At 63.9% G+C, this 12910-nt stretch carries 10 protein-coding genes; 4 read left to right on the top strand and 6 right to left on the bottom strand.

Annotated features, from left to right (window positions below; translation table 11 throughout):
* The first annotated feature begins 157 nt into the window (after positions 1 to 157).
* Positions 158 to 817 (top strand): helix-turn-helix transcriptional regulator, encoded by a 660-nt coding sequence (locus WJU21_RS14860; RefSeq protein ID WP_346324236.1) that lies wholly within the window; start codon positions 158 to 160, stop codon positions 815 to 817.
* Positions 818 to 1146: 329 nt separating this feature from the next.
* Positions 1147 to 1722, top strand: a complete 576-nt coding sequence (locus WJU21_RS14855) for a helix-turn-helix transcriptional regulator (protein WP_346324235.1) — start codon at positions 1147 to 1149, stop codon at positions 1720 to 1722.
* A 9-nt stretch (positions 1723 to 1731) separates the two neighbouring features.
* On the opposite strand, the gene WJU21_RS14850 is transcribed toward WJU21_RS14855, so the two are convergent.
* Together WJU21_RS14850 and WJU21_RS14845 are read right to left on the bottom strand one after the other, a co-directional pair.
* Positions 1732 to 3084 (bottom strand): aromatic ring-hydroxylating dioxygenase subunit alpha, encoded by a 1353-nt coding sequence (locus WJU21_RS14850; protein ID WP_346324234.1) that lies wholly within the window; start codon positions 3082 to 3084, stop codon positions 1732 to 1734.
* A 29-nt stretch (positions 3085 to 3113) separates the two neighbouring features.
* Positions 3114 to 4472, bottom strand: coding sequence for an aromatic ring-hydroxylating dioxygenase subunit alpha (locus tag WJU21_RS14845; RefSeq protein ID WP_346324233.1), 1359 nt, complete (start codon positions 4470 to 4472; stop codon positions 3114 to 3116).
* A gap of 146 nt (positions 4473 to 4618) precedes the next feature.
* Between WJU21_RS14845 and WJU21_RS14840 the strand changes: the two genes are divergently transcribed.
* Entirely contained in the window at positions 4619 to 5335 is a 717-nt protein-coding gene (locus WJU21_RS14840) for a dienelactone hydrolase family protein (protein WP_346324232.1), read from the top strand.
* A gap of 6 nt (positions 5336 to 5341) precedes the next feature.
* On the opposite strand, the gene WJU21_RS14835 is transcribed toward WJU21_RS14840, so the two are convergent.
* The 3 genes from WJU21_RS14835 to WJU21_RS14825 all read right to left on the bottom strand — a co-directional run bounded on the left by WJU21_RS14835 (position 5342) and on the right by WJU21_RS14825 (position 10341).
* On the bottom strand, positions 5342 to 6367 hold the full coding sequence (locus tag WJU21_RS14835) for an NADP-dependent oxidoreductase (RefSeq protein ID WP_346324231.1): 1026 nt from the start codon (positions 6365 to 6367) through the stop codon (positions 5342 to 5344).
* Positions 6368 to 6485: 118 nt separating this feature from the next.
* The gene (locus WJU21_RS14830) at positions 6486 to 7106 is read right to left on the bottom strand and encodes a glutathione S-transferase family protein (RefSeq protein WP_346324230.1); all 621 of its coding nucleotides are present in this window, start codon (positions 7104 to 7106) and stop codon (positions 6486 to 6488) included.
* A gap of 82 nt (positions 7107 to 7188) precedes the next feature.
* Positions 7189 to 10341 carry a hypothetical protein gene (locus tag WJU21_RS14825; protein ID WP_346324229.1) on the bottom strand — a complete coding sequence of 1051 codons (3153 nt, stop codon included), beginning with the start codon at positions 10339 to 10341 and terminating at the stop codon, positions 7189 to 7191.
* A gap of 135 nt (positions 10342 to 10476) precedes the next feature.
* Between WJU21_RS14825 and WJU21_RS14820 the strand changes: the two genes are divergently transcribed.
* Positions 10477 to 11091: a hypothetical protein gene (locus tag WJU21_RS14820; RefSeq protein ID WP_346324228.1), complete on the top strand. Its 615-nt coding sequence runs from the start codon at positions 10477 to 10479 to the stop codon at positions 11089 to 11091.
* Position 11092: 1 nt separating this feature from the next.
* Here the strand turns inward: WJU21_RS14820 and WJU21_RS14815 are convergent, their stop codons facing one another.
* Entirely contained in the window at positions 11093 to 12835 is a 1743-nt protein-coding gene (locus WJU21_RS14815) for a radical SAM protein (protein ID WP_346324227.1), read from the bottom strand.
* Positions 12836 to 12910: the final 75 nt, after the last annotated feature.

The raw sequence follows: 12910 nt of genomic DNA, 5'->3' as shown, positions 1-12910 counted from the left end.
ATAGCGCGCCAGTAGCAGCTCTTGGGTGCCGGAGCATGGTTTCCCCCTATGTGATTCCCGTTTACCGCGAGTTTTAATCTCGCGTCATTTAACTTGCTGTTTTGGAAAAATCCTGTAAACAATATTGACGTTGTGGGAACCGATTATACTTGCCAATATGGCAATAAATTTCGCGTCCCGAATGCCGAAACCGAAGAAAAAGACATTACTTTCCGGTAACCAAGTGGGCTCTGCAGCAATGAATCTGCCGTCACTGCGTGAGACGAGAGTAAAAAGGGGGCTCACCCTCCAGAAGGTCGCGACTCGTATGGGCGTCAGCGCCCCGCAAGTACAGCGCCTCGAGACAGGAGAACGCCGGATGACGGTGGATCTCCTGGAATCCTACTGCATGGCGATTGGTATCAATCCAGTCGACGTCTTGGTCGGCGAGACCCGAGTGCCCATCATCGGCATCCTGGAAGTGCGCTCCAATATCCTGCCGGTTCCTGCCGGTAGCGCCACAAGCACAAGGGCTCCGAATATTGTTCCGCACCCTGAACGGCTCGCTGCGGTGCGCTGGGAACCTCGCGAAAGGTTCATCGAGATGACGGGACACCTGCTGTTTTTCTACGCCGACGTGAAAGGCGTGCAGGCAGAGGCCTGGGGGCGTCGCTGCATCGTGCGCCGTATCGACGGCACCCAAAGGGTCGGCTGGCTGTCCCACAAGGACGGCCAGTCCCATGTCAGCGACCTAGCCGGCGAGGTCGAATTCAACGTACAGGTGGAATGGGCCAGCCCGATCCTCGCCGTGGTGGCACCGCAGGTTCTCGCCGACTAACCAGAACGGTATTAGCGTTACCGGATAAGACCTTCAGAAGAAGAGTTTACTTTGCCGTTTTTACGTAAATTGAAATTCTCTTCGAGCGCCACTGCAAAGTCAGAATTAATGATTGTTGCGCGCGCCATACAAAACAGCAATGAGGTTTTTTTGTGTTGGGCGAGGGAAATGACGCAGAATTTCTCAAATTAGAACTGCCGGCCGGTAGCACCAATAAGCAGCAACAAAATTTAGCCAAATTCACCAATTATCGATTATTTTACCAATATGGAAAAATATGATGAAAGACCCAGGCTGTTGTGGTATCAGGTACTTCTCAAGGGGGCGAGATGATCGGTGAACGAATCCGAGAACTACGCAAGGAACGAGGTCTGACCCTTCAGGCCCTGGGCGAAACGTGCGGCCTGTCGGTACAGCAGGTCCATCGGCTCGAGCGCGGCCACCGCCGTCTGACCGTAGCGATGCTGGAGCAGATTTGCGACGGCTTGCAAGTCGACATGTTCACAGTCGTACGCGGCACCGAGAAGGTACCGGTCCTCGGCGTACTTGATCACGAATTTCTGGTTCACCCGCTGCCACCCAATTCCGAGGTGACGGTGCCGGCACCCTTTCTCGGGGTCGACCCGAGACGGCTGGGCGCCTACCGCTGGCAGCCACGCACGCGTATCGCAAACATGATGGGCCAGCGCATTTATTTTCGCCGGGACGTGGAGGGCATCGATCCAGCCGCGTGGGGCCACCGCTCCATTATCACGCTCGCCGATGGAACCCAGCGCATGGGCTGGCTGATCCGGCAGGACGAGCATGTCCATATTGGACAGACCCAGGGGATTTCCGAACTGGACGTCGAACCGGTCTGGGCCAGCAAGGTGCTGGGCGTGCTGCCGCCGGACCAGACCTGGTAACGGACCAGCCTACGCCTTCAGATATTTGTCCAGGGTCAGGTGGACCTGGCGGATCCGGGCTTCCTGATAGTTGGCCAGCGATTCCGCCTTCTTGCCCGATGCCTTGAAGCCGCGCTGCTGGCGTTCCAGGTTCGAGGTGTCCTGCTCATAGATAGCGGCCAGCGGCTTATCCATGTTCGGCACCCTGTCGTAGGTCTCGTGCACGTCCAGCTTCACCACGCGCGGCGGTTCAGGATGGTCCTCGCCCTCTTTCAGGGGACGCAGGAACATCAGGTCGAACCAGCAGGTGTCGACATCGTTCCCGGCGGGCCGGAAGCGGTAGATCATCGGCAGGGTTATGCCCGGGAAGATGAACATGTTCGGGAACAGGAAATATTCGATGGAATCGAGCATCTCGCTTTCCGAGAACTTGCTCATGTCGACGCCGTATTTCGGCTCGAGCTTGTCCCGGTTGGCCTGCGCCGCCATGATCCGCTCGGCCATGGCGTTGGCGATGTCTTCCTCGGTCTCGGGCTCGGGCCAGGTCGGCGTCGGATAGCCGATGGTGTGGATGAACCGGTTCACATTGTCGCCAAAGATGTCGTATTGCGCGTTGGTGCAGGCGTTGCCAATCGGCGTGCCGCCCATATGCGTCTCGCGGGAATGATATGCCTCAAGGAAGGCTTCCATGCCGGCCTTCCAGTTGCACGGCAGGGTGCGGCGCAGATGCACCTCGACATAACGCCGGTCCAGCGGGAAGAAATGCTTGAAGTGCTCGGGCAGCACCTCGAGATGCTCCTCCAGCGGCCTGGCGTTGGGGTCCATGTTGATGAACACGAAGCCGCCCCACAGGCCGACCTTGGCCTCGGGCAGGTTCAGCTTGTCCTTGTCGAGATGGGGAAAGTCCCAGTCGCAGGGCAGGTCCTTCAAGGTGCCGTCGATATTCCAGGTCCAGGCGTGGAACGGGCAGCGGAAGTCGCTGCCGGCCAGGGCATAGCCTTCCTCGTCCTGGCCCGGACGCAGCTGGGTGCCCCGGTGCAGGCAGGAATTGTAGAACGCCTTCACCTCGCCGCTGTCGGTGCGGCTGATGATGAACGAATAGTCGCCCACCTCGTAGACCATGTGGTCGCCCGCCTCGGGGATGTGCTCCTCGCGGCACACCCACTGCCATACCTTGGGCCACAGCTTCTTCATCTCGAGGTCGTGGAACTCGCGCGACGTATAGCGGTTGAACGGAATATCGGCGTCGCCCAGGAACTCGTATTGCTCGGTGACCAGCGGGACCGGCGCCGCATTGGGGTCGCGCAGGATGATGTCCTTGGTGCTCTGGCCCGGTGTGCGGGCCTCGCCCGGCTTCATCGCCTTGGGGTTCTGTACATTCATCCGCCGTCTCCTGATCTGTCCCTGCGGTATCAATCCCGCGCGTTGAGGTACTTGTCCAGCGTGATATGCAGCTGCCGGACCCGGACTTCCTGGTAGTTGGCCAGCGATTCCGCCTGTTTGTGCGACGCCTTGAAGCCGCGCTGCTGGCGTTCCAGGTTCGATGTGTCCTGTTCATAGACGGCTGCAAGCGGTCCGTCCATGTTCGGCACCTTGTCGTAGGTCTCGTGCACGTCCAGCTTCACCACGCGCGGCGGCTCGGGGTGCTCTTCGCCATCCTTCAGCGGCCGCAGGAACAGCAGGTCGAACCAGCAGCTATCGACATCATTTCCGGCGGGCCGGAACCGGTAGATCATCGGCAGGCCGATGCCCGGAAAGAGGAACATGTTGGGGAACAGGAAATACTCGATGGAATCGAGCATCTCGCTTTCCGAGAACTTGCTCAGGTCGACGCCGTATTTCGGCTGCAGTTCGTCGCGCTTGACCTGCGCCATCATGATGCGCTCGGCCATGGAATTGGCGATGTCCTCCTCGCTCTCCGGCTCGGGCCATTTGGGCGCCACATAGCCGCGCGTGTGGATGAACCGGGTGACGTTGTCGCCAAAGATGTCGTACTGGGCGTTGGTCTGGGCGTTGCCGATGGTGCTGCCGCCCATATGGGTCTCGCGCACGTGGTAGGCCTCGATGAACGCCTCGGCCGCGGCCTTCCAGTTGCACGGCAGGGTGCGGCGCAGATGCACCTCGGTATAGCGGCGGTCCAGCGGGAAGAACTCCTTGAAGTGCTCGGGCAGCACCTCGAGATGCTCCTCCAGCGGCCTGGCGTTGGGGTCCATGTTGATGAACACGAAGCCGCCCCACAGGCCGACCTTGGCCTCGGGCAGGTTCAGCTTGTCCTTGTCGAGATGGGGAAAGTCCCAGTCGCAGGGCAGGTCCTTCAAGGTGCCGTCGATATTCCAGGTCCAGGCGTGGAACGGGCAGCGGAAGTCGCTGCCGGCCAGGGCATAGCCTTCCTCGTCCTGGCCCGGACGCAGCTGGGTGCCCCGGTGCAGGCAGGAATTGTAGAACGCCTTCACCTCGCCGCTGTCGGTGCGGGTGATGATGAACGAATAGTCGCCCACCTCGTAGACCATGTGGTCGCCTGCCTCGGGGATGTGCTCCTCGCGGCATACCCACTGCCAGACCTTGGGCCACAGCTTCTTCATCTCGAGGTCGTGGAACTCGCGCGACGTATAGCGATTGAACGGGATATCGGCGTCGCCCAGGAACTCGTATTGCTCGGTGACGATGGGCCCGGGCGCGGCGATCGGGTCGCGCAGGATGATATCCCTGGTGCTCTGGCCCGGTGTGCGGGCCTCTCCCGGTTTCATGGCCTTGGGGTTCTGAACGTTCATCAGCGTGCTCCTGGTCGTTCCCGCGACGATGCGGGCAGATGACCGCCACACTAACGCCCGAGTCAGTTTCAGACAATACAGCACACGTGCTGAATCTGCTTCCGGACGTGCTATGCTGCCGCCAATATCGGATTGGGGAGCTGTCGATGACCAGGGAAGCAATCAGCATCAATATTGCCGACGGCTCGGCCGACGGGTATTTCTTCCACGGCGGCGAACCGGCGCCCGGCGTGATCATCTACATGGACGGCATCGGCCTTCGGCCGGCGCTCTACGACATGGCCGAGCGACTGGTCGACAATGGCTATTCGGTGCTGTTGCCTAATATGTTCTACCGCTTCGGCCCGGCAGAGCCGATGACGCTGCCAGGCGATTTCGAGCGGATGATGAAGATGGTGGTAACGGTCACGCCGACCACGTCCATGCGCGATACCGCCGCATTCCTCGATTATCTGGAGACGCGGCCCGAGGTGAAGGGGCGATGGGTGGGCACCACCGGATATTGCATGGGCGGCGCCCAGTCACTGACCGCCGCCGCCGAGTTCCCCGACCGGGTCGTTGCCGCCGCCGCGTTCCATGCCGGCGCCCTCGCCACCGACCGGCCGGACAGCCCGCACCGGCATGTGGGCAAGATCACCGGCGACGTCTATGTAGCCGTGGCCGGCACCGACCCGTTTCTCGGCCCGACCGAGACCGACGACATCCGGGCCGCGCTGGCGAAGGCCGGCCCCCGCCACGTGCTGGAAATCTATCCCGGCACGCAGCACGGATGGACCATGCCGGACCTGCCGATCTACGACCAGCAGGCCGCGGAACGGCATTGGGACAACCTGCTGGCGCTGTTCGCGCGCAAGCTGGGATAGGGCGGCCTATTTGTCGGCGGCGTCCGATACCTTCACCAGCTGAACCCCGAAATTCTCGCCGGTCAGCGTGCGGATCAGCGCCTGGGGCGCCTGCTCGAGGCCATCGAGCACATCCTCGGCGTATTTGATGCGGCCATCGGCCACCAGGGGCGCGAGACGGTTCACCGCCTCGTCGAACCGGGCCGCGAAGTTGGCGATGTAGAAACCATGCATCTCGGCCTGCTTGTAGACCAGGTTGAAATAATTGTGCGGGCCGTACCATTCGGCGTCGTTGTTGTATTGCGACGTGGCGCCGCACAGGACCACGCGGGCGCGCGGCGCGATCAGGCCGAGCGCCGCGTCGAGCGTTTCGCCGCCCACATTGTCGAAGAAAATGTCGATGCCGTCGGGGCAAAGCTGGCGCAGCCGCATGGGCAGATCGTCGTTGCGGTAATTGACCGCGCCGGCGCAGCCAAGTTCCTTGGTGAGCCAGTTGCACTTGCGGTCGCTGCCGGCGATGCCGATCACCCGGCAGCCCTGCATCCGCGCAAGCTGGACCAGGATCGAGCCCACATTGCCGGCGGCGCCGGAGATCACCATGGTGTCCCCCAGCCTGGGCTTGCAATATTCGGTCAGGCCGAAATAGGCGGTGCGCCCGCCGCTGCCCAGCACATGAAGCAAGGTCCGCGCCGGCAGGCCTTCCCGTGCCGTCACCTTGGCGACAGGCGCCTTTGCCGCGCCGTCGGACACCACGTAGCGCTGCCAGCCCATGTCGCCGGTGACAAGCTGGCCTACGGGAAAGTCAGGGTGCCGCGACTCGACGACCCTGCCCAACCCGGCGCAGCGCATCGGCGCGCCCAGCGGCACCGGCTTGCCGCTGAGGCCGCCGGAGGTGAGCCACATGCGCAGCGGCGGCGTGACGATCAGATAGGCAACCTCGATCAGAAACTCGCGGTCGGCCGGGACCGGCGCCTCGCTATGCTCGACGCGGAAATTCTGCCCCGTCACCATGCCTTCGGGACGCGATGCAACCAGTACCCTGGTGTTCTTCATGCCTGTCTCTCCCCATGTCCTGCGCCGGCACCCGCCGTGCGCGCCCCCAATCTCCGACAAATAGTAATGGACATGCGGCCGGCGATGTCGAGACCTGTCGAGCGTCGGCCGACGGCGGCTACAATGCGCGGGAGGCGGCCACCGCCGGGCGCGCCATGCATGCGCCGAACCATTTGCTGACACTCGGATAGGGCGAATAGTCGAAGTCCATGATCTGGGACATGGACATGACACCGGCCACATTCACATCGGCCACGGTAAAGCGGTCGCCCAGCATGTTGCTGTTCCTGGACAAGTGCTGCTCCAGCACCTTCAGCGGCCGCTCGAGCTTGAGGCGCATGTCGGCCTCGATCTTCGGATCGGGCGGCATGAACGCGATCTTCGGGTGCCGCACCAGCAACGCAATGAACGCGTCTTCCAGTTCGGTCAGCGCCCACATGCTCCACTGGATCGCCTTGCCTTCTTCATGGAGATCCTTCGGCGCCAGACTCCCGCCCGCCTTCTTCACCAGGTAGAGATTGATGGCCAGCGACTCGAACAGAATGTAGCCGTCATCGTCCATGGCAGGCACGCGGCCATTGGGATTGATCGCCAGATATTCCGGCTTCTTGGCGTCGTCCATGAAATGGGTGGGCACCATCTGATAGTCGAAGCCGGTTTCCTGCTTCAGTTCCTCGGCCAACCACAAGGTCCGGTTGGCCCTCGACCCCGGCGTTCCATAGATCTTTACCGCGCTCATTCCCGTCTCCCCGAAACACAATGGTCACCACGCTGGCACTCATCGTGGGTCTGGACAACGAAGAATTTACCGGCAGATCCGGTCAGGGCGGCGCAACGGGACCGCCGCGCCGCGTCACACGGACATTGAGCACCTGCGGTCCGGGTACTTGTGCGGTCAGCCGGGCGATCGGCTGCTGCCCACCGGCCAGCTGGCCGCCATCCAGGGTCACCCGGCTCGGACTCACGGTCTGGGTGGCCGATGGCAGAAGCTCGACCTCGAGACGGTCGTCCGGCTCCACGCCCTGGGCCTGGAACATGACTGGAACGGTCTGTCCAACGCGTGTGACCGGCTGGACGGTCACGGTGAACGCCCAGGTGGGAACCTGCGCCTCGGTGGTGGTGCCGTCCGGCGCGGTTACCCGCACGGGCACGTCGCCGGCCGCCGACAGGGGCACATCGCTGCCGGTGACCGCGATCTCGCCCTCCCGGACCGCCACGGGAGTGAGCGGCTGGCCGCCCAGGGTGACCTGATGCTGCGCCGGTGACATGGCGGGATCCGTGGCCGAGTCCGGCACGCGCAAGGTTTCGCGCACGGCGCCGTTGCGGATATCGAGATCGCCGTCCTGCGGCGTGATCACCGGTTCGGCGCCGGTTGCCGAAGCGGGCGGCGCCCGGCGGGGCTTGAACAACTCGACCGAACCCGTGGTGCCGCCGATAATGATCGCACCGACACCCACGGCATCGCCCGCGTCGAGCCTGACGCTGTCATCGTCGGTCGTCACCTTGGCGCCGCGCTCCTTGTCCGGCATGCGCGTGCCGTCGACGGCGACAAAAGTCACGCTCTGGACATCGCCGATCGCGCCGCGCGTGATCACCGTTTCATTGTCCAGCGCCGTGAACGAAACGGCGGTGTAATTCTCCATGTTGCCGCGCGGCGTGAACACCTTGCCGCCGGCGCCCTGCTGCTGCGAGCTGCCGGTCGGGCCCGGCGTCGTGGCGCTTCCGGCGCCGGAGGGCGTTGTCGCACGGCCACCCCGCTGCCCGCCGCTGTCGTCGTCCCCGGTTGAATCATCGCCGCTGCCGGATTCGTCCGGTGTCGTCGGCGTGCCGGGGCACGGCCGCTGGGCAATGCGCACCAGCATGAAGCCGATCTCCTTCCGGACCACGACCGGTGGCCCGGCAATCAGGAAGCTGCCGTCGCTGTCACGCATGACCATGCCGCCGCCCGCGGTCGCGACGTAGCTCCGGCCACCGCCGCTGCCGGCGGCGTCGCGCACGGCGGGCGGAATCTGGCTGTCCGACGCCAGGCTCCAGGACCGCGTCTCGAGCAGCAGGTAGAGTTTGTGCAGTTCGTGATCCGACCAATGGACCAGACGCGGCTTGTGCGGGTCGTTGATTTCCCACCGGACCGTGGTGGAAACCTGGTTGGTGAACTTGCGCGCATAGGAAGCCGAACTGCTGCGGGACTCCTCGATGGACCGGGAGGCGCTGACGCCGCCTCCAACCTGGACGCCGACAACCGGTATCTCGGCCTTGGCCTCGGCCTTGATGCTCGACGCCTTGCCGCTGGCCTTCGAGACCGTGTCCTCCGCCGCCTGCTCGGTTTCGGTCTTGATCGTGATCTCACCCGCCGTTTCCCGGCGGCATTCCATGTTGGTATAGCGCTCGGGCAGCGAGTCGGGCAGCACGCCCCAGCCCAGGTAGCGGGTCGTGGTCGAGCCGTCGAAGGCCGCCTCTTTCATGCCCGCGCCGCCGCCGAAGAACCGGGCGGCGTCAGGGCCGTCCTTGGCCGCCTTTTCGTTGGGCTTGCCCGCCTTGCAGTCATAGACGTGCAGTCCCTTGGGCACGCGCACCAGATATTCCGCCTTCAGCCGGTAATATTCGTAGCCCGCCGCCGTCTTGCGGACGGCGATCTTGTCGCCGCCATAGATTGTGCGGCCGACGGCGATGGACCGGCTGCCGACGATGTCGAAATACCCCCAGTCGCTGGACGAATCCGACCGGTCGTCATAGGCCGATTGCAGCCCCGGCGCCTCCTTTTCACCGGGGGTGTGCCGTGTCCATTTGCGGATTCGCCAGTACTCGTACCAGCGCAGCACATACGCGCAGTCCGTGTCGTATTCCGGCGTGGCCATCTTGAATTCGACGGTCTGGCTGGTCTCGGACGATGACCCATTGCCGACGCTGGAGGCCACCTCCTGGGCTTCGGTCGACGACACCTCGCCGCTGACCTCGACGCCGACGCCGCCGAACGAGACGCCCCCCGACGCGCCCTTGGTATCGGTCGATGAACTGGAGGACGAACTGCCTTTGGTGCGCATCACCGCCGACGCGGAGCCGGTGGACTTCACCCATTGGGCGCCGTGGTCGCCGCCGCTGAGGATGACGACGAATTCCGCGTCCTGGGTCGACATGCCGCCATCCCCGTTCAGGTCGACGGTGCGCTTGACCAGTCTGCGCTCCATGCCCTCGGACGGATCGCCGGCCGCATAGCGGCTGAAATGCATGACGCTGAAGACGACGTCGGCGCCTTCGCGGGACACCGACGCGCCCGCCGCAGGGCCGTAGCGCCCCGACCGTTCATTGAACAGCAACGGCATCGCCGCAGCCGGCCCGTCGGCGCCGGTCACCGGCACCCGCAGTTTCACGGCCTTCTGGAAGATCAATCCCTCGGGCGCCAGAGCGACACCGGTGACGCGCGTCGGCTGGGGATCCTCGCTCTCGTCATACGACAGGTCAGGTGGCAGAACGGCGGCATGAACGGTTACCGCCTCGCGGACCGCGCCGGGCGGCACGTCCAGCGTCATCCCGTCGCTCCGGTAGACGCCGCCCGCCGGCGTCACCGGGAAGCTGGCGGTGTAGCGTGTGAGCACAATCTCGCTGCGCCCGCCTTCGCCGGTGAACAGGTCGCGGGCCGCCTTGCGGAACGCGACGGCATCCGGATGGGAGACCCGGATGATGGCGGTTGCCGGCACCATGCCGGAAAGGACGAAACCGCCGTCCGACGCGGCGGCTGCGCCCGGTTCGCCGTCGACCGATATCCGGGCGCCTTCCATGGGCGCGCCGCGCTGGTCGACAACGATGCCCCGCAGCGGAAAACGCGCAGGCACTTCATCGTAGGGTGAAAAATCCGCCGAGCGGCTTTCGACGATTCGCAGACCGGGAAGTTCGGCAGACGGAGCCGGTCCGGCCGTCGTCAGGAGAGTGGCGCACAGAACAATCAGGCCGTGGCCTGCTTGTCGGATGTTCGACATCAAGGCCTCCCCGCCGCGTTTGCGGCGACAGCATGATACCACACACCCGCCGCCGAAACGACCCCTGCCGAGAAACCGTCTGGGCACAGACCCTGCCCGCTGTTAAACGGGGTCCGGCAGCCCGGGGAGAATGATGTGACCGACTATGTTTCCGTACACGACGAGCCCATGCACCGCTTCCGGTTCAGGAACGAGTACGCCTTCGTCTATGACGTCCGCATTCCGGCGTCGGCGGTCACGCTCTATCACAGCCATGACGAAGACTCGCTCTACGTGGCGATCAACGGCGTCCATTGCTGCACCCAGGATCTGGGATGCGATCCGGTGACCAGCCAGATCGACAAGGGCACGATCATGGTCGCGCCGTTCCGCAGCACGCCGCTGATCCATCAGGTCACCAATATCGGCGACGACGAAATGCGCATGATCGGCGCCGAAATTCTCGCCTCGCCGCCGGTGACCGCCGCTGCGCCGCTGACGGCGCCGGGCGTGACCTTGCTGGCCGAGAAGCCGCGCATCCGAACCTACAAGATCGAACTGGCGCCCGGCGAGACCACCGGCGACATGGCGTGCGACTTCTCCGGCATCCTGATCGTCATGGCGGGCGGCTGCATCGAGATCGCCGATGGCAGGACGCGGCGGATGTCGCTCGCGCCCGGCGACGCCATCTGGCACGACGGCCCGCTGACCCAGCGCTTCACCAATCCCGGAAGCGTGCCGTTCGAGGCCGTGCTCGGCGAGTGGCGCTGAGCTAGCGGGTTTCCGCCGCCATCGCCGCCTGGGCGGCCTGCACCTTTGGATGACGCTTGACCTTGGGCAGTTGACGTTCGGCGAAATGCTCGGTCATGCCCGGCGTCGTCGCCTCGTCGCGGTAATCGACCGACGCGGGGTCGTTCCAGATGCGCCGCGCCATCCACCAGTAGCGCACGATCAGGCCGACATAGCGGGCGTGCTTTGCCACCGTTTCCCAGGCGTAGCGGGTATGGAACGCGATGACGTTCTCGCGCGGCAGTTCGGGCCGCCGCTCGTCGCGGCTGCGCAGCCGCAGCCAGCCGGCATCCAGCGGATGGAGATTCTCGATGGTCTTGCAGCCATGGAACCACAGCGCCATGCCGACGAGCTGCTCCCAGCCGATGCCGCTGGCCCGGGCCCGTTTCAGCAGGGTGCGGACATGCTCGTGCGTGTAATAGGTGCTCCAGGCAGTCTGGTACGCCTCCCACCACTGATCCTGCGTCATGCCGCCGGAATGGCCGGTGGTGACGTGGTTCAGGTCGTATTTGTTCAGGTCCGGGTCCATCCAGACACCCTTGCCGAACAGCTTCTGGTGATCTTCCGAGCCGGGCAGCGGGGTCAGGATGAAGAACTCCAGGATGTCGAGCGGCAGCTCGCGCTTGATGATCTCCACGTCGCGCCGCACGGATTCCGGCGTATCGGTGGGAAAGCCGATGATGTATCCGGCGAAGACGATGATCTGGTGGTCGTGCCAGGCCTGCATCATCTGGCGATATTCGTCGATGTGGTTCTGGCGCTTGCCCGCGGCCACCAGGGAATCCGGATTGATGCTCTCCAGCCCGATGAACACCTTGTTGCAGCCGGCCCGCGCCGCCTTGTCGATGAAGTTCTCGATCCGGTGGCAGAGCGTGTCCACCTGCATGGTGAACTTGATTTCGATGCCGTCGCGCTCGCGCAACAGGATCAGCCGGTCGAAGATCTCCTCCCAGTCCTTGTTGCGGGCCAGATTGTCGTCGGTGATGAAGAAATCGGTGATGCCCTGATCCACATTGGCACGGATGATGCGCTCGACGTCGTCGGCGCCGCGACGGCGCGACTTGCGGCCCTGGACGTTGATGATGGTGCAGAAGCTGCACTGGAACGGGCAGCCGCGTCCGGCGTCGAAGCTGGTCTGCATGCCCATGCTGCGCACAATGCGCTCGCGCGGCAGGAACGGCACCGGTTCGTCGCCAAGATTGGGCAGGTCGTTGAGGTAGTTGTAAACCGGCTGCAGGGTGCCGTTGCGCGCATCGCGCAGCAGCCCTTCCATGCGGCCTTCCGCCTCGCCGGCGAACAGCGTGACGCCGAGATCGATCGCCTGCTGCAATTCGGGCTGCATGCCGGGCAGCATGGACAGGCTGCCGCTGACGTGGAAACCGCCGATCACAACCGGCACGTTGGCCGCGCGGAACCGGCGCGCAAGGTCCATCGCCCGTGGAAACTGGTTCGACTGCACGCCGATCAGGCCGACCAGGCCGCAGCCCGCCGAATGAATCCGGGCAATGATGCCCTTCACATCGACCTTGGTATTGGTCTCGTCGATGGCGTCGCAGGTAATGGGAAGGTCGAGGACATTCCGGTCGGCGCAATCCATGACCAGACCATAGACGGCGGCCAGGCTGTTGGACGGAATGACCGAGCGCCGCCAGCGGATGACGTAGCCGTCGTCGTCATAATGCGACGGCTTGATGAGGATGACAGGAAATGTTCCTGCGTCGTGCATCGTGGCTCTCCGTCGGATAGTCTGCCCGCTGCGCTGACCCGGTGCCCCGCAGCGGCAGTGTCTCACAGATGACAT

The sequence above is a fragment of the Emcibacter sp. SYSU 3D8 genome (genome assembly GCF_039655875.1).
Lineage (GTDB): Bacteria > Pseudomonadota > Alphaproteobacteria > SMXS01 > SMXS01 > RI-34.
The sequence above is the reverse complement of the archived record's forward strand: the minus strand, read 5'-3'. Positions and strand labels throughout refer to the sequence as shown.